General features: G+C 47.5%; 19 protein-coding genes. 8 read left to right on the top strand and 11 right to left on the bottom strand.

What is annotated here, in order from left to right:
* The first annotated feature begins 55 nt into the window (after positions 1-55).
* Complete coding sequence (gene fdxA, locus H141_RS0117820) at positions 56-382, top strand: ferredoxin FdxA (RefSeq protein ID WP_019677652.1); 327 nt, start codon at positions 56-58, stop codon at positions 380-382.
* A gap of 5 nt (positions 383-387) precedes the next feature.
* Here fdxA and H141_RS20590 read toward each other — a convergent pair whose 3' ends face one another.
* Positions 388-1,131 carry a helix-turn-helix domain-containing protein gene (locus tag H141_RS20590; protein ID WP_019677651.1) on the bottom strand — a complete coding sequence of 248 codons (744 nt, stop codon included), beginning with the start codon at positions 1,129-1,131 and terminating at the stop codon, positions 388-390.
* A gap of 114 nt (positions 1,132-1,245) precedes the next feature.
* On the opposite strand from H141_RS20590, the gene H141_RS0117810 reads away from it, so the two are divergent.
* Complete coding sequence (locus tag H141_RS0117810) at positions 1,246-2,664, top strand: FAD-binding oxidoreductase (RefSeq protein WP_019677650.1); 1,419 nt, start codon at positions 1,246-1,248, stop codon at positions 2,662-2,664.
* Between the two features lie 103 nt (positions 2,665-2,767).
* On the opposite strand, the gene H141_RS21270 is transcribed toward H141_RS0117810, so the two are convergent.
* The 3 genes from H141_RS21270 to H141_RS0117795 all read right to left on the bottom strand — a co-directional run bounded on the left by H141_RS21270 (position 2,768) and on the right by H141_RS0117795 (position 5,414).
* The gene (locus H141_RS21270) at positions 2,768-2,914 is read right to left on the bottom strand and encodes a DUF3149 domain-containing protein (RefSeq protein WP_083923080.1); all 147 of its coding nucleotides are present in this window, start codon (positions 2,912-2,914) and stop codon (positions 2,768-2,770) included.
* A gap of 102 nt (positions 2,915-3,016) precedes the next feature.
* Positions 3,017-3,493, bottom strand: coding sequence for a TIGR02444 family protein (locus H141_RS0117800; protein WP_019677648.1), 477 nt, complete (start codon positions 3,491-3,493; stop codon positions 3,017-3,019).
* Positions 3,494-3,506: 13 nt separating this feature from the next.
* Positions 3,507-5,414 (bottom strand): ATP-binding cassette domain-containing protein, encoded by a 1,908-nt coding sequence (locus H141_RS0117795; protein WP_019677647.1) that lies wholly within the window; start codon positions 5,412-5,414, stop codon positions 3,507-3,509.
* Between the two features lie 92 nt (positions 5,415-5,506).
* On the opposite strand from H141_RS0117795, the gene H141_RS0117790 reads away from it, so the two are divergent.
* Positions 5,507-5,713 carry a YheV family putative zinc ribbon protein gene (locus H141_RS0117790; RefSeq protein WP_019677646.1) on the top strand — a complete coding sequence of 69 codons (207 nt, stop codon included), beginning with the start codon at positions 5,507-5,509 and terminating at the stop codon, positions 5,711-5,713.
* Between the two features lie 45 nt (positions 5,714-5,758).
* Here H141_RS0117790 and H141_RS0117785 read toward each other — a convergent pair whose 3' ends face one another.
* Entirely contained in the window at positions 5,759-5,986 is a 228-nt protein-coding gene (locus H141_RS0117785) for a SlyX family protein (protein WP_019677645.1), read from the bottom strand.
* Positions 5,979-6,899 carry a WD40 repeat domain-containing protein gene (locus H141_RS0117780; RefSeq protein WP_240473141.1) on the bottom strand — a complete coding sequence of 307 codons (921 nt, stop codon included), beginning with the start codon at positions 6,897-6,899 and terminating at the stop codon, positions 5,979-5,981. Before H141_RS0117780 ends, H141_RS0117785 begins: the two co-directional genes overlap by 8 nt.
* 155 nt (positions 6,900-7,054) lie before the next feature.
* Between H141_RS0117780 and H141_RS0117775 the strand changes: the two genes are divergently transcribed.
* Positions 7,055-7,783 carry an FKBP-type peptidyl-prolyl cis-trans isomerase gene (locus H141_RS0117775; RefSeq protein ID WP_019677643.1) on the top strand — a complete coding sequence of 243 codons (729 nt, stop codon included), beginning with the start codon at positions 7,055-7,057 and terminating at the stop codon, positions 7,781-7,783.
* Positions 7,784-7,846: 63 nt separating this feature from the next.
* Here H141_RS0117775 and H141_RS0117770 read toward each other — a convergent pair whose 3' ends face one another.
* Positions 7,847-8,332: an Rsd/AlgQ family anti-sigma factor gene (locus H141_RS0117770; protein WP_019677642.1), complete on the bottom strand. Its 486-nt coding sequence runs from the start codon at positions 8,330-8,332 to the stop codon at positions 7,847-7,849.
* Between the two features lie 163 nt (positions 8,333-8,495).
* Here H141_RS0117770 and nudC point away from each other — a divergent pair, with 163 nt between their 5' ends.
* Positions 8,496-9,281, top strand: a complete 786-nt coding sequence (gene nudC / locus H141_RS0117765; protein ID WP_019677641.1) for an NAD(+) diphosphatase — start codon at positions 8,496-8,498, stop codon at positions 9,279-9,281.
* A gap of 306 nt (positions 9,282-9,587) precedes the next feature.
* A complete protein-coding gene (gene hemE / locus H141_RS0117755) occupies positions 9,588-10,670 on the top strand; it encodes a uroporphyrinogen decarboxylase (protein WP_240473142.1) in 1,083 nt (360 codons plus the stop codon).
* 30 nt (positions 10,671-10,700) lie between these two features.
* Here the strand turns inward: hemE and H141_RS0117750 are convergent, their stop codons facing one another.
* The 3 genes from H141_RS0117750 to H141_RS0117740 form a co-directional block, all read right to left on the bottom strand.
* Positions 10,701-12,068 carry a TonB family protein gene (locus H141_RS0117750; RefSeq protein WP_019677638.1) on the bottom strand — a complete coding sequence of 456 codons (1,368 nt, stop codon included), beginning with the start codon at positions 12,066-12,068 and terminating at the stop codon, positions 10,701-10,703.
* A gap of 125 nt (positions 12,069-12,193) precedes the next feature.
* Positions 12,194-13,618, bottom strand: coding sequence for a Si-specific NAD(P)(+) transhydrogenase (gene sthA / locus H141_RS0117745; RefSeq protein WP_019677637.1), 1,425 nt, complete (start codon positions 13,616-13,618; stop codon positions 12,194-12,196).
* 88 nt (positions 13,619-13,706) lie between these two features.
* Complete coding sequence (locus H141_RS0117740; RefSeq protein WP_019677636.1) at positions 13,707-14,825, bottom strand: fatty acid desaturase; 1,119 nt, start codon at positions 14,823-14,825, stop codon at positions 13,707-13,709.
* A gap of 95 nt (positions 14,826-14,920) precedes the next feature.
* Here H141_RS0117740 and fabR point away from each other — a divergent pair, with 95 nt between their 5' ends.
* Entirely contained in the window at positions 14,921-15,532 is a 612-nt protein-coding gene (fabR, locus tag H141_RS0117735) for an HTH-type transcriptional repressor FabR (RefSeq protein WP_019677635.1), read from the top strand.
* Here the strand turns inward: fabR and trmA are convergent.
* The gene (gene trmA / locus H141_RS0117730; RefSeq protein ID WP_019677634.1) at positions 15,529-16,617 is read right to left on the bottom strand and encodes a tRNA (uridine(54)-C5)-methyltransferase TrmA; all 1,089 of its coding nucleotides are present in this window, start codon (positions 16,615-16,617) and stop codon (positions 15,529-15,531) included. The two genes, fabR and trmA, sit on opposite strands and share 4 nt — an antisense overlap.
* 246 nt (positions 16,618-16,863) lie before the next feature.
* On the opposite strand from trmA, the gene H141_RS21265 reads away from it, so the two are divergent.
* A partial coding sequence (locus H141_RS21265) for a transposase (RefSeq protein WP_157611011.1) occupies positions 16,864-17,064 on the top strand: 201 nt, incomplete at its 3' end.

The raw sequence follows: 17,064 nt of genomic DNA, 5'->3' as shown, positions 1-17,064 counted from the left end.
TTTGGGTTTTTCTGCAGTATGATCGCCAACCTGCAACAATGGGAAGCAAGACACTATGGCCTTTGTGGTATTAGATAACTGTATTAAATGCAAATACACCGACTGCGTAGCGGTATGCCCGGTGGATGCATTTTTTGAAGGGCCCAATTTTCTGGCGATAAGCCCGACTATCTGTATCGACTGCGCGCTGTGTGAGCCAGAGTGCCCGGCCAATGCCATAGTGCAGGAAGATAAAGTACCTGCGGCGCAGCAAAGCTTTATCCAGCTTAACGCCGAACTGGCCGAACTCTGGCCCAATATCCGCGAAGTAAAAGCCCCGCCAGCCGATGCCGACAGCTGGAATGGCGTGCCGGATAAACTGCACTTGCTGGAATTAGAGTAAACCGGTTAGTCGCCAACTGGTGGCGCCAGCACCATATCAAATACCCAGGGCCGAAATGCCACCATTAAACCCACGCCTTTTTTAGCTGTAGGTGCGGTGGCTAAATCTAACTCAGCCAGTTCGGCAAATTGTTCAGTAAGCTGGTTTAACCGCCGTTGTAAAATACTGATTGAGGCGCCGGACAGCTCCGCAGTTTCCAGCCTTAACCAATGTTCAGGTGCAGTAAAGCTGTCTGCCATAAAGGTCATTTTCACCTGTTGCTCATAACGCCGCCGCACCGGGCCGTCAGGTCGCCATTGGATATCACGCGATATCAGTAACCGGACCTTATTGTGTGGCTGCAGCTCAATCAGCTTTAACCGGTCCAGTGCTGCCAGTAACCGGATACCTTTCAGGTTGTCCAGCTGATACCGGCTATTAATATCTGCAGCTTGCCAGCCATTTAACAGCAGGTAAAAATAGGTCAGCAGGTTAGGGTCATCCACCAGAGCCTGCTCCTGGGTCATACTTAATTGCCTTGGCAGGCTCTCTTTGGCTAAGGCACTCATTTTGGCCAGCTCATACAAATTAGTATCAAGGATCCGACAAATTTGCTCCAGCCTGCTCAGGGTAAAATTCTGCCTCGCAAAAATTCGCTTAACACTGGCTTCGCTTAGCTCGAGTTGCTGCGCCAGCTGACGGTAACTGATACCTTTTGCTTTCAGACATCGCTTTAGCGCCGCAATCAATTGACTGGTTTGGTTGATCATAGTCGCCTTATTTACACCTTTAGGTATCGTATAATAATACTTCTAATAATTGTATAGCATAAGTTGCTACTCCTCAGCTAGGGTCGCTGCATACGTTACCAGCAGGAGTTAGTTATGTGCAGCAAATCAGAGCAAGCGATCGTAGTTAATGATGTTCATGCCAAATTAAATACAACAACAATGCAGCATTGCCTGCAGCCGGCAACCGTGGCTGAGGTGATAGCGGCGGTAACGCTGGCCAATAAGGAGGGCAGCACACTGAGTGTCGCGGGTGGGCGCCACGCTATGGGCGGGCAGCAATTTGTCACTGCTGGTGTGCTGCTGGATCTGAGCTGCTTAAATAAACTGGAACACTTTGACCCTGAACTAGGCCAGGTAAGAGTGCAGGCGGGTATTCAGTGGCCAGACTTAATGCGCAAATTGCATGTTATGCAGTATGGCAATAGCAGGCAGTGGGGGATCCGGCAGAAACAAACTGGCGCTGATCGCTTAAGCGTCGGTGGGGCAATCGCAGCAAATATCCATGGCAGAGGGCTGGATATGGCGCCTTTTGTGGCAGACATCGTCAGCCTTGATCTGGTCAATGCGCATGGGCAACTGGTACATTGTAGCCGACAGCAGAACCTTGAGTTATTCCGGCTGGTGGTCGGCGGCTATGGCTTATTTGGGATAGTTGTCACAGCAACTTTGCAATTAGCAGCACGACAACAGGTAGTGCGTGAGGTTGAGCTGTGCAGTTTGACTGAGATGATTGCAGCCTTGCCAGAGCGAATAGCGGCCGGGTATTTATATGGCGACTTCCAGTTTGAGACAGCACCCGATTCCGCCGGCTTTTTGTGCCATGGTATTTTTTCCTGCTACCGACCGGTAGCGACTGAGCCAATAGCGAAGCAGCAGTTGCGGCTGAGTAAAGCCAATTGGCAACAGTTATTGTATCTGGCCCATACTGATAAGGCTGAAGCCTTTAGTCGTTTTTCACAGTTTTATCTGGCATCCAGTGGCCAGCGTTACTGGTCTGATAGCCATCAGTTAAGTATTTATCTGGATGATTATCATCTGGCACTGGACCAGCAATTAGCGCGGGGTTGTGCCGGCAGTGAAATGATTACCGAGCTGTACGTGCCACTGCAGGCGCTGCAACACTTTATGGCTGATTGTGCGGCAGATTTCCGCCAGCATAAGGTCGATTTGATTTATGGCACAGTACGGTTTATCCGCCGTGATGCCGAGACGACATTGGCCTGGGCCAGGCAAGATTACGCCTGCGTTATCTTTAATCTGCATATTGATCACCTGCCTGAGGCTATCAGCGCCGCGGCAAGTCATTTTCGGCGGCTGATTGATATCGCCATCCGTTATCAGGGCAGCTACTTCTTAACGTACCACTCCTTTGCCACTAAACAGCAATTGCTGACCTGTTATCCGCAGTTTGTCGAATTTATGCAGCAAAAGCGCCGTTATGATCCGGAGCTGCGGTTGCAAAGCAACTGGTACCGGCATTACAGCGAGATGTTTAGCGAGGAGCTGCAATGAGTAATACCAGCTTACTTATGGGTGCTCTTGGTATAGCACTTGGCAAAGTTAGCTGCAGCGTTAAGAAACTAGCGTGTCTTAACGCTGGTGTTTGAATCCAGGTTTAGTGTTGCTTTGAGTCTGGCGTATCGTGGTCAATTTTATAGATGAAATAGACCGCGTAAAACAGACATAAGCCAATAACGATGGCCAGGCCGGTAAACGAAATAAAGATCACCGGATCATTTAAAAATTCATGCCACAGGTTCATAACCTTACCCTCTTTTGTTGCCATAGCTGACGTGTTGATGCATCAAGTTTAGGTAAGGTTGCGGGGGTAGGAACTGATACAGATCAAACTTTAACGGCTGGGTTAACTCAGTTGCTGCAGGGCTTGACGCAGATCAATAATTTGCGCTGGCAACACCTGACTTTGGGCATTCAGCTGCGCCAGATACAGCTCAATCAGTGGCTGCGCCTTAGCAATTAAAGGAGGGCAATATTCTAACAGTAATTGTTGTTCTAACTGTTCAAGCGAAAGCTCGGCTTGCAGCAACATTTGCTTAAGCTGTTGCTGCTGTGTAACAGCCAGGCTGGCACTGCTGCTACTACGGCGTAGTGTTCGCAGCGGCTGGGTAAACTGACGGCTGAAGCTGTCAAGCTTAGCGGCCAATTGCTGCAGTTGTTGCGAAGTCAGGCTAAGCTGCTGTTGCTCCAGATAGCAGAGCAATAGCAGCAGGTTAACATTGAGCCCAAAGCGGTCCTGCCAGTCTAAGCAAAGTGATTGCACCTTAGGGTATAGCACCAGGCTAAACTGCCAGAGTGTCTCTGATGATGGTGGTTTAGCCATTCTGCTGCCGCCTTTAGTTATTGCTTTTCAAAAAGCGCTCGGTTTGCTGTTCCAGCTCGTCCTGTGCCATAAACCAGTCCTCTTCAATGCTGGCGAGGCTACTGCTGGCGGAGGCTTGTTTTGCTAACAAGGCGGTAAGCTCAGCTTTGCGCTCTGCACTGTAGATATCAGCGTCAGCCAGTTGCTGTTCAATGCTGGCCAGTTGTTCTGTCAGTTTTTGCTGCTGTTGCTCCAGCTTTTCGACTTTTTGTTTTAGTGGCCGCAGTAAATTACGCAGCTCCGCTTCCAGTCTTTTCTGATCTTTGCGAACAACATTGCTGCTTGCTGGCGCCTCTGCCTGGGCGCTATTACTGCTTTGCCTGGCATCCTGCTGCAGCCATTGGTAGTAGTCGCTTAGGTCGCCATCAAAGGGTGCTACCCGGCCATGTGCAACCAGATAAAATTCATCGGTACAGCTGCTTAACAGATGACGGTCGTGCGAGACAATCACAATAGCACCTTCGAATTCCTGCAGCGCCATCACAATGGCTTCGCGCATATCCAGGTCAAGGTGGTTGGTTGGCTCATCCAGCAGCAACAGGTTTGGCCGTTGATAAACAATTAACGCCAGCACCAGCCGGGCTTTTTCACCGCCGGAAAAGGGAGCACAGGCTTCCAGCGCTTTGTCGCCATGAAAACCAAAGCCGCCCAGAAAATCGCGTAGCTTTTGCTCGGGTACTAACGGGTCAAGCCGCACCAGATGCTGCAAGGGCGAGTCTTGCGGGCGCAGCGTTTCTAATTGATGCTGGGCAAAATAACCGAGGCTGACGCCATTGGCATACCAGATGTCACCACTTTGCGGTGTCATGCTACCTGACAGCAATTTAATTAAGGTAGATTTACCGGCACCATTGCGCCCCAGTAAGCCAATCCGGCTGCCGGGCAGCAGCTGAAACTTAATCTGGCTTAGGATCACATGGTCGGCATAGCCGGCCTGAACGTTCTCCATTTTCAGCAGCGGGTTCGGTAGCGATTTTGGCTCGCGAAAACTAAAGCTAAAGGGCGAGTCAACATGGGCAGGTGCCAGGACAGTCATCCGCTCCAGTGCTTTTATCCGGCTTTGTGCCTGGCGGGCTTTGGTGGCCTGGGCTTTAAAGCGGTCGATAAATTTTTGCAGATGGGCCACCTGCCGTTGCTGTTTATCAAAATTAGCCTGATGCTGCGATAACTGCTCAGCGCGCTGGCGTTCAAACTGGCTGTAGTTGCCTTTGTATAAGGTCAGAGTCTGGCGTTCGATATGCACAATGTTATCAGTGACTGCATCCAGAAAATCGCGGTCGTGGCTGATCAGCAGCAAAGTACCCTGATAGTTAGCCAGATATTTCTCCAACCAAAGTACTGCATCTAAATCAAGGTGGTTAGTGGGTTCATCCAATAGCAGTAATTCGGCCGGTTGCATTAACGCTTTAGCCAGGTTCAGCCGCATCCGCCAACCACCCGAAAACGATTTAACCGGATGTTGCTGGGCATCACCACTAAAACCCAGGCCATCCAGCAGCACCCCGGCTTTTGCTTCAGCCCGGTAGCCATCCAGGGCTTCAATTTGTAAATGCACTGCCGCTAAATCCGTTTCGTTGCATTGGCTGCGGGCCTTCAGTAGCAACGGGAATAGCTTTTCATCACCTTGCAGCACATAGTCGATGGCACTGCAGTCCAGTGCCGGGGTTTCCTGGGCAACAGTAGAGATGACCCAACGCTCCGGTATATTAATATTGCCGGCATCAGCATGCAGTTTGCCCTGCAGCATGGCGAACAGGCTGGACTTGCCGCAACCATTGGCACCAATAATTCCGACTTTTTGCCCCGGAAATACGGTAAGATCGGCGTTAGTAAATAATGCCTGTGGGCCGCGGCGCAGTTCAACCTGTTGTAACTGAATCATGCTTTTACCTGTAATACTGAACTAGGGCGCCAATTTTACGCTATAACCAGCATAACTAAAGCAATAATTGCTGCCATTGAAATGAGATGACTATGACTGTTCGCAAGAAAAAACGCTTTATTGCTGGTGCCAGCTGCCCGAAATGTCATGCTTTAGACACTATGATGTTATTTCTGGAAAACAACGTGGAAAAAGTGGAGTGCGTAAGCTGCGGCCATCAGATGGTGCAGCCAGACCAGCAGGTAACGAAAGCCAGCCGGGCCAGCGAGCAGGTTATTGGTGTTTTCAAACCAGAATAACGCTGCTCTGCCAGTGTTTCTGCAACAACTGCGTGCTGCAGAAAACTAATAGTGCGGTGGCGGTGGTTCGTCCTCTGGCGACAGGATGCCCTGATCTTCAGGCAATTGACGCAGCTTTTCAGCCAGTAGCATCACTTGCTGCTGTAATTTCTCTATCCGGAGCTGATGCTGGTGTAATTCGTTGTTCAGGCTGTTAACGGTATCTTCCTGAAATGCCAGTTTACTCTCCAGCTCAATAAGTTGTTGCTGCATTGCTGCATCTTTATCAGTCATAGTTTATTTCCCATACCTCGGCATAGCCACTGGAGCTCTCGCTGATTATACGTGTTGGACTTAAGAATGCTACTGCATGCACCACGGCACTGGCTGGCCGGCTGCCCTGACGCGGCGCAACCCGCCAGCGTTGTAACTCCTTGCCATCACTGACCCGCCATAAAACTAAACTACGGGTAGGGGCGCCGGTCAGCAGATAGTTCCCATCGTCGCTAAAGCGCACTGCACTGAACACCTGCTGCCGGGCGGTAATTTGCAAGGTCGTTACCAGGGCGCCGGTCTGAATATCCCAGATTCTTGCCAGACTCTGGCTGTCAGCGGTAAAGGCAAAGCGGCCTTGTGGATCAAGCGCCACTTTGCTTACCCGGTTGGGATGGCTGAATGTATGAATAATCTGGGCGCTGTCGGTATCCCACAAATAGGCCTGGTAGTCATTGCCGCCGCTAAGGGCATAGCGTCCATTAGGGGACATTGCAATACTGTTAATTTTTTCACTGTGGCCCAAAAACTCCAGACGCCGGCCGCTCGACAGTGTTATATGCTGCACGGCACCATCACTTTTGCCAATCAGCATATGGGCGCCTTTAGCTGATACTGCAATATCTCGCACTGTGGATTGGTCAAGTTGCCAGAAACCCACGTTTTCACCGTTATCGGTGCGCCAAAGCGCGAAGGTTTGTTGATCGGCACTTAAAACATGGCTGTTATCAGGGCTGATAGCCAGGCTAAATACCAGGTTTTCTTGCTCGGGATTATGTTGCCACTGATACTTAAGGGCATTCTGCTGCAGGTCCCAGAAAGCTATTCCGTTTTGTATTGAGGATACGACTGCATAGTGGCCATTATGAGCGATTTCTGCCGCATAACTACCCTGAGCGACATGTTGCCATTGCTGAAGTGCTGTAGTTTCCACTTTTGTGCATGCAGTAATTAAAAAAGTAAGAAAAAGCACAGGATATTTCATTGTGGGTGTTAACCTCATTCGCACAAACCGTTAGTATAGGTCAGAACCTGACGAATTATTAAAACACACTTTTGCAGCCAGGCTGCCAATAATGGGAGAAATGAATGCGCGTAACAACCAAATTATCACTGATTGCGGTGGCAATGTTAACTTTAACTGCCTGCCAGAAAGAAAAGCAACCCGAAGCGCCTGCATTAGATACTGAACAGGCGAAACAAGCTTATAGTCTGGGCGTGTCAGCCGGTCGCTATCTTGAAAGTACTATTCAGGAATATGACAAAATTGCCGTTGAGTTAAACAGTGAGTTAATTCTGCAGGGCGTGAAGGATGGACTGGCGGGTAATTCCAGCGTCAGCGATGATGAAATTCAACAGCTTTTAGCCAGTCTGGATGAGCAGTACCGGGCTAAACAAGCAGAAATTGCTGCAGCTGAATCAGAAGCTGTTATTGCTGCTGGTAAGGCTTATTTAGAGCAAAATGCCAGCAAGGAAGGTGTTACTGTTACTGATTCAGGCCTGCAGTACGAAGTTTTAGTACAAGGTGATGGCCCTAAACCGGTTGCCACTGATATGGTTAAAGTACATTACACCGGTACCTTAACTGATGGTACTAAATTTGACAGCTCTTACGATCGTGATGCTGCTGCCGAGTTCCCGTTAAACCGGGTTATCCCTGGCTGGACTGAAGGCGTTCAGCTGATGAACGTGGGCTCAAAATATAAGTTTACTATTCCATCTGAACTGGCTTACGGTGAGCGCGACATGGGCGTAATTACCCCACACAGTGTTTTAGTGTTCGAAGTTGAATTGCTGGAAATTGTTGCTGGCGAATAACCAAAACGTTAGCAGCGACAACTGTGTCGTTGTCGCTGCTGCTTTTATTTGATCTGTAGTATTTTAAGCTGACACACCAGCTGCAGTATGTTTAGCATGCAAAGTGTCAATCAACTCGTCTTCCAACTCAAAACGTTCTTCTAATGCCTGACCCAATTCTGAAAGTTCGCGGTCGAATGCTGCGCTGTTGCGGGTGCTTAGATGATCAGCATAGGCATCATTAAAGCTCAGGGCTAAGTCAGTTGATACTGAGATTTTTGGATATAATCTATCAGCCAGTTTACGGGAATCTGTGCCATTTACTTTGCATTGATCGACAATACGTTCATAAACTTCAAAATGCCCAGCCGATAAATAGTCCATCAGCAATTGACAGAATTCTCGAATTTTCTCCTGAGCAGGCAGCGTGTGGCGGTCCTTCTCAAATGGTGGTAAGCCGGCTAACTTGCAATAACTGACAATTAGCTGTTGACGCTCGTCGAGCCAGTTGTCTATAGCAGTTAACGACCCTCCCCACTTTTGTTGCGCTTGTTGCACACGACGGTACATTGCCTTCTCCTTCAGAGCAGTAAAGTTCTGCTACGTCTAATTAAAAGAAATTCACACTAAAAATCAACCATTTTTTTATTGGTCAGCCCAGTACACAAGCCGTATCATAACAACAGCACTCTGATATGTAACTGAATAACCTTCGGCAATTAAGGACCTTAGCATGATAAAGCACAGTATAGCGCTGACAAAGAGCAAACCGGGCTTCTGGTTTATTGTCAATAAAGGGCGCTTATATCTGACGAGTGATGGTCTGGTGCCTCAGGGAACGCTGGCAAACTTAACAGTAGCGGCTGAACCTGAGCAAATTTGCTGGCTGGGAGAATTTAAACAGCAACCCTGCTATTTAGTGGTTGACCATGATCAGATTGCGGATGAGTCATCCTGGCACTCTGCCCGTAGTCTGTTAACTCAGGATGAAACGTTATTTCAGCTTGCTGCCAGGGCGTTGCAGGTTGCGCTATTTTTGCAAACTCACCGCTTTTGTGGCCAGTGTGGCAGTGCTATGCATCTGGTTAACTGGGAGCTGGCAGCGTTATGCAGCAGGTGCGGCCATCGTTGCTACCCTCGGATTGCTCCGTGCGTGCTGGTTGGCATTACCCGGCCGGGGCAGATACTGTTGGCAAGATCTACTCGCCATAAAGCCGGATTTTTTTCGATACTTGCTGGTTTTGTTGAGTCAGCTGAAACGCTGGAACAAGCTGCTGTGCGCGAAGTGAAAGAAGAGGTAGGCGTAGATATTACAAATTTGCGTTACGTTGGCAGTCAGCCCTGGCCCTTTCCGCATTCGCTGATGACCGGGTTTACCGCTGATTATCAGCAGGGTGATATTGTTTGTCAGCCAAATGAAATTGCTGAAGCGGCCTGGTTTGATTTGAATGACTTACCTGAGGTGCCACCTGCCGAAACCCTGTCAGGCAGAATAATCAGGCAATTACAGCAAAGATAGTTACTGGATGGCAGCAAATAAAAAATCTTTCGGAAAGATTTTTAACAATGCGAAGCGTTGGCCCGAAGGGGTTGCGCCATGGATGGCGGCAAATAAAAAAGCCACAAAATGTGGCTTAACTTAGTACAACATGGTCCTGTGTAACAGGCTTCTCGCTTATAATTCTTCACTAGCGCAAGTAGTTTATAGCAGATAGTGTTAACGGATACAAGCGCCGGCCTGAAAAAACCTGAACTGCAGATTAATGGCCTAGAGTCGGGCGGTGACAGATGGTAAACTTGTGCAGTTTATATTGAAGGCGAATAAATTATGCAGCTACAAAACGACCGTTACCTGCGAGCACTGTTAAAGCAGCCAGTTGATCGTACCCCAGTTTGGATGATGCGACAGGCAGGTCGTTACTTGCCGGAGTATCGTGCCACAAGGGCGGTGGCAGGTGACTTCATGTCCCTTTGCCGCAATCCTGAGCTTGCTTGCGAAGTTACGCTGCAGCCTTTGCGTCGCTATCCGCTTGATGCGGCTATTTTATTCAGTGATATTCTAACCATTCCAGATGCGATGGGCTTGGGATTATATTTTGGTGAGGGTGAAGGCCCTAAATTTGAACGACCCATTCGAGATTTTATGGATGTGGTTAATTTGCCGGTGCCCGATCCTGAGCAAGAGTTGCGTTATGTCATGGATGCCGTGCGTACCATCAGACGTGAACTTAACGGCAGCGTGCCGCTGATAGGGTTCTCAGGGAGCCCCTGGACGCTGGCGACCTATATGGTTGAGGGTAGCGGCAGTAAAACTTTCAGCATCATTAAGAAGATGATGTACAGCGAACCTGAAATACTGCACATGTTGTTAGATAAGCTGGCGCAAAGCGTGGTGCTGTATCTGAATGCTCAGATTGCCGCAGGTGCTCAGTCTGTGATGATCTTCGACACCTGGGGTGGCATACTTACACCACGCGATTACAAAGAGTTTTCATTAAGCTACATGCAAACCATCATCAATGGCTTAACGCGTGAAGCCGATGGTCGTAAGGTACCTGTAACCCTATTTACCAAAAATGGCGGTCAATGGCTGGAAGTTATTGCTGCCACTGGATGCGACGGTGTTGGTCTGGACTGGACAACTGATATTGGTAATGCCCGGGCCAGAGTAGGCGATAAAGTTGCGTTGCAGGGCAATATGGACCCGTCGGTACTACTTGGCTCTCCGGAGCGGATCCGTCAGGAAGTACAATCAATATTGGATAGTTTTGGCCAGGGGGCGGGACACGTGTTTAATTTGGGGCACGGTATTACTCCTGATGTCGACCCTGAAAAAGCAGGAATATTCATTGATGCGGTGCATTCTTTAAGCCGCACCTATCATCTGGATACAACGGATAATGAATAAAGTTAGGGCCATCAGTTGATGGCCCTTTTTTTAGTTCATTCCAGCGACCGAAGTTTGATAGTCTAATAATAAGTCTTCAAAGTTCTGGGTTGCCCAATTACGTTTTCTCGCCTCACTTATTGCCTGTTGCAACATAGCTTCACCCCGCCCTTGCTGGCCAAGCTCGATAAATGCAATACCCAGAGTAGATAATAAATCCGGGTGATTGGGATCGATAGCCCGCCCTTGTTCAGCCAGGCTGACCGCTTTATTGGGGTTATAAATTTGAGGATCATCAGACATGGCCAGCAGTGAGGCATAATCTGCTATCGCCGGCATGTACTCCTGTAGTGCTGCCAGCTCAAGATAGCGTGCTGCCTTACGTGGCTCGAAGTTAACATTGTTACTGTCCAACAACTCCTGTGCCAATAAATAAGCAGCTTTAGGGTTGCCACCTTCCGCTGCAACAGCCAGCCAGTTTACCGCTTTGCTGCGGTCTTTGTCACAACCGTTACCGGTTATCAGGCATTGGGCTAAGCGGTACTGAGCAGTTTGATGGCCATTGATAGCTGCTCTCTGATACCACTCCAACGGGTTTTCAGTTTTAACAATGTTACTTTCGGCAAGAATGGCATATAAATACTGGTACTCGGCAAATTCTGCCTTGGCAGCTGCGGCTATTGCGTCCAGGTATTCCTGATTGTCACGATTGAAACGACGTGATTGTGAGCCCTGACCTGCTTTAATCTGAAAGCTATGTAATTGCATTTCAAGCCGCATAGTATCGCCATACAAATCCCTTGGCGGCTGAAAACGCCAGCTATTGACGGCTTGTAAAACATACTCGTTTATCCCGTCAACTGGAAAAGACGCTATCACTTTGGCATTTTCTACTTTTCCATCTTCATTAATATCATAGTGCACTACAGCCCACGCCGACACGCCGCCGCGCTCAAAATAATTCGGATAGTCTGGCTCGTCCTGACGAATTGCTTTAATTTTTGTGCCACTACCCACAACAAATCTGTTGGCAATAGGGTATAAATTTCCGAATAGCGCATCTTTACCATATTTACTGTCGAGTTCGCTGAATGTTGCCTTACCATCACGGCGCGAATCAAGTTTGCGTCTTAACGCTAAATATTGTTTTGCAGCTTCAGGGTGATCACGGTCACGGGCTATCAGGGTCCATGCGTATGCTTTATTGATGTCGACTTCGGTGCCTAACCCCTCAGCGTAAATACGGGATACCAGAAATTGGGCTTCAACGTGACCCAGCTCTGCCAGCTTTTCCAGCCTTGGTTTTGCCAGCTGATATTCTTGTTTTTCGAACAGAGATTTTGCAGTAGGAAAATCTGCAAGTGCATGCCAGGAGAAGCAGAATGCAATCCAAGCCAGACTAATACGAACTATTGGCATAACGGGTCTCCACGACTTTCCCACAAAATTTATTCTTTCACTGAGTTTACAATGATTCATCAGCCAAAACAAAAATAATTATCTATTTTATTTTCAAATGGTTATAACTGAATTCAGCTTGTTAATCAAAAAAGCCGGTTAAGACCATTTAGTGCTGCAACCCGGTATGCTTCTGCCATAGTAGGATAATTAAAAGTAGTATGAACAAAATAGTTAAGGTTATTACCGCCGTTTGCTTGCATCATAATAGCTTGTCCTATATGCACAATTTCTGCAGCGCGTTCACCAAAACAGTGGATACCAAGAATTTCCAGAGTGTCGCGATGGAACAGTAACTTCAGACTGCCGACACTGGTATTGGCGATTTGAGCTCTGGCCAGATGTTTAAACTGGGCCCGGCCAACTTCATAGGGTATTTTCGCATTCGTTAGCTCCTGCTCAGTTTTACCCACTGAACTCATTTCGGGGATGGTATAAATACCAACGGGGATATCGGCAATAAGGTGGCCATCCAGATTGCCTTTTACAATAGCTTCACCTGCCAGACGCCCCTGGTCATACGCAGCACTGGCCAGACTGGGGTATCCTATAACATCTCCAACCGCGTAAATATTGTCAATACTGGTTTGATAGCGCGCATTGACTTTCACTAAGCCCCGACTGTCGGCTTCAAGTCCTATTGCAGCAAGATTGAGCATTTCGGTATTACCAGTGCGGCCATTGGCGAAAAGAAAACAGTCTGCTTTCATTTTCTTGCCCGACTGTAAGTGCAGTACAACACCATCATCGTGGCCTTCTATCTGAGCAAATTCTTCGCCATGCCGGATTGTCATTCCTGAATTCCAGAAATGATAACTAAGCGAGTCTGAAATTTCTGCATCCATAAAAGACAACAAGCGATCGCGGGTGTTTACCAGATCAACTCTTACCCCCAGGCCCCGGAAAATAGAAGCATACTCGCAGCCGATAACACCGGCCCCATAGATGATAATATGTTTGGGTTCATGAGCCAGCGATAAAATAGTATCGCTATCGTAGATTCGCGAGTGATGAAAATCTACCTGGGGTGGGCGATAGGGCCTGGACCCACTCGCAATAACAATTGTTTCTGCTGTCAGGTTGTAACAACTGCCATCTTCATCGGCAACCTCCAGAGTATGGGCATCTATGAAACGTGCTTCACCCTGGTGGATCTTTACCAGATTGCGATCGTAAAAACCCGCCCTTAATTTAACCTGCTTACGAATAACTCCGGCCGCATGTTTCAGTATCTGTGAAAAAGTCAGACGGGTCAGTTGATCATCCATTTGAAAAAGCGGGTTTTCATTGAATTCGATTAGACGGCTGACCGAATGGCGCAAAGCTTTGGAAGGAATAGTACCCCAGTGGGTGCAGCCGCCCCCCACTGATTTATAACGCTCAATAGCTGCAACTCTTTTACCACTTTTTGCAAGATACATGGCTGCACCCTCACCACCAGGGCCGGTGCCGATGACAATTGCATCATAATCATAGGTTGTTCTTTTTTTTGATTTGTTTTTTTCGGTCACAAGAATTGCCTTGTTCAATAAAAACTATTACTACTCAGCATAACAGGTCTTTATAACAAAAAAAGAGGCCGTAGCCTCTTTTTCAGTATCAGTTGAATGCTGCTGTCAGCCTTTGCCAATGCTGATGTTGCTGCTGTAAATGATATTTAAATTCGCGGTAGCGTTGCTTAAAATCAGCGGTTTGGTATTGCTCAATCAAAGTTTGTTTTTTCTGCATAACAAATTGCTTTTTTAACTGATAGAAATCCTGCATTCTGGCGACAAGTAGCTCGTACTCTCGTTCCAGCAATTGCAATAGCTGCTCAGCGTTTGGTAGCTGTTGAGCTTTTTGCTGAGCACGTAATAACTGCATTTTGGCTTTCGCTAGTGCAACGCGTTCTTCAGGCACCGTGCGTAAGTTACGAGTCAGACCTGCAAAGCTGGCCGATTTAATCAGCCATTTAGTTGGATCAAACTGCCACCACTTGATGCCATTTCTATAGTCATATTCAAATATGTGGTGGTAATTATGATATCCCTCACCATAAGTTAAAAATGCCAGCACGCCATTGTCCCGCGCAGAGTTTTTGTCGGTGTAGGGTTGGCTACCCCATATATGAGCTAACGAGTTAATGAAGAAAGTGAAATGGTGGCTTAAAACCAACCTCAACACACCAACACTTAAAATCATGCCCAGCATATTGCCGCTGATCCACCCTAGTAAAACAGGGATGCCGATGTTGGTGGCAATGGTAAGCGATAAATAATGTCTATGTTGCCAGGCGACGATACGATTTTTCTGTAGGTCACGGACATTGGAATAATCGTTGTAAACATCGCCCTGATAATCACGCAACATCCAGCCAATATGACTATACCAGAATCCGCGACCAGCCGAGTAGGGGTCTTTATCGTTATCATCGACATGCCGGTGATGATCCCGGTGATCTGACGACCAATGCAAGGCACTATTTTGCAGAGCAAAAGCGCCACCAATAGCAAAGGCCCACTGCAGAATTGGGTGCGCCTCGTAGGTTTTATGGGCCCACAACCGATGATAACCTGCAGTAATTGACATCCCACAATAGCCAAGGGCTAAAATAGTAGCGATAATTTCAAACCAGCCAAAGCCTACTGCAACGGCATACCAGGGAACAGCAATAGCTGCAACCAGAAAAGTCAGGCTGAATAAGATGGTGGTGGTCCAGATAATCGGAGCTTTTTTCATATTGGGCACTTTGAGCTTACAACTGTACGCTAATTTAACTAGCCAGCAGTGTCAGGTCAAGGTATATAATATCAATTTTTTCTACAGGATGTGCCGTGAGCAGAGCGCAACAAAAGGAAAGAACCCGTAAGGCCATAATAGAAGCCGCTTTTTCTCAATTAAGTGCAGAAAAAAGCTTTGCCAGCTTAAGTTTACGCGAAGTCGCCAGAGAAGCAGGAATAGCGCCAACATCTTTTTACCGCCACTTTGCAGATATGGATGAGCTGGGTCTGACGCTGGTCGACGAAGCTGGTCTGATGTTACGTCAGCTCATGCGCCAGGCCCGGCAACGAATAGAGAATAATGGCAGTGTTATCAGCACATCCATAGAAACCTTTATGGAGTTTGTTACTGGCAACAGTAATGTTTTTCGCTTGCTGTTGCGTGAACGCTCAGGTACCTCAGCCGCTTTTCGGGCTGCAGTGGCCCGTGAAATTCAGCATTTTTCAGCGGAGCTGGCGCATTATTTACGAAAGGAAACTGCTTGTCCGGATGAGCTGGCGCAGCTTCAGGCAGAGGCGATGGTTACATTAGTGTTCCACACAGGTGCTGATGCACTGGATGCGCCGCCGGAACACTATGCCAGTTTAACCAACCGCACTGTCACTCAATTGCGTTGGCTTGCTCATGGTGCGGCCAGTTATGGTAGGAATAAAACTAAAAGTTAACGCTTTTGTAGCCAAAATCCGGTCTCAACATGATGACTATAAGGAAACTGATCAAATAGTGCTGCACTGACAATTCGATGTGTTTTATGCAGACTTTGCAGGTTACCGGCAAGCGTTTCCGGGTTACATGAGATGTAAATAATGTCATTAAAACGGCTGACCAACTGCAATGTATCAGGGTCTAAACCTGCACGCGGCGGATCAACTAATACGGTGTTAAGTTGCATGCTCGCCAGTTCGATATGCTTTAGAGCTGTGCCGCTAACCAAAGCTTTTGACACATCTTCTGCGGACATTTGGAGCACCTGCACATTATTAATATTATTGAGCGAAATATTGTACTGAGCTGACTTTATTGAGGTTCGTGATATTTCAGTAGCGACAACCTGATTGAAATAGCTTGCTAAAGCCAGAGAAAAATTAGCATTACCACAGTAGAGCTCAAGTAAATCGCCACTCAGTTGGCTGGCTATTTGGGTCGACCAGCTTAACATTTGCTGATTTACGCCGGCATTTGGCTGGGTAAAGCTACCTTCGACCTGTTGGTAAGCCAATGTTTTACTGCCAACAGTAAAACGTTCAGTGACAAAGTCGTCCGTAAGCACAATTTTTTGTTTGCGGGCGCGGCCAATAATTTTGACCGGCCACTCCGGCATCAACTCTGCTGCTAAAGCATTGGCTGCATCCTGCCACTGGTTATCGAGTTGTCTTTTATAAATCATACTGATAAGCAGCTCACCTGAAAGCGTAGCCAGGTAATCAAGTTGATAAAGTTTGTAGCGTAGCGCGTGGTTATATTGGATTTTGCTTAGTAACACCGGCATAAAGTCGGCAATTAACATACAGGCAACTGGAAAGTGATCTATCCGGACTTTTTGCTTAGTTGTGGGATCAAACATTGCATGGTAGATGTCGTCACCGTCGTGCCAAACCCGGAACTCAGCCCTTTGCCGGTAATGGCTTGGTTCTGATCTGAAAACATCGAATTCAGGTAAGTTATAAGGCGCAAAAAGCTCGGTTAACAGTGCCTTCTTCTTGCTTAATTGGGCTTCATACCCAGCGGGAAATACCTGACCTATTTGCATAATTGTCTCTGCTTGCTTTAAAGGCGGTATTTTAGGTGTTTTTACCTCTGACGCAAATTTAAGTTAAGCTGTAAGCTGATTTTTTAAGGAAAAGCAGAGCTAAAACGCCGGCATAATACCGGCGTGGGAAAGTAAAATATAAATAATATGTAGTCTAGGGCTTGTTGATCTTTCGTGATGGATTATTAGACAGCATGATGGGCTGGTATAATTACTTTCGCCAAAAACTAACCATGACAACCCATCATGCCAAGAACAATGTTAACAGACGAGTACTGGTCAAAGCTAATCAGATTGATGCTTAAAACGGGCCGCGTATATGACAAGCCCGAACACAGAAATACTTTCGAAGGCATTTTGTATCGGATGCGGGTCGGTTGCCCTTGGCGCGATGTGCCAGAAGCTTTTGGAGATTGGAGCGCCATCTACCGGCGTTTTAACCTGTGG

The organism is Arsukibacterium perlucidum DSM 18276 (genome assembly GCF_000382165.1).
Lineage (GTDB): Bacteria > Pseudomonadota > Gammaproteobacteria > Enterobacterales > Alteromonadaceae > Alishewanella > Alishewanella perlucidum.
The sequence above is the reverse complement of the archived record's forward strand: the minus strand, read 5'-3'. Positions and strand labels throughout refer to the sequence as shown.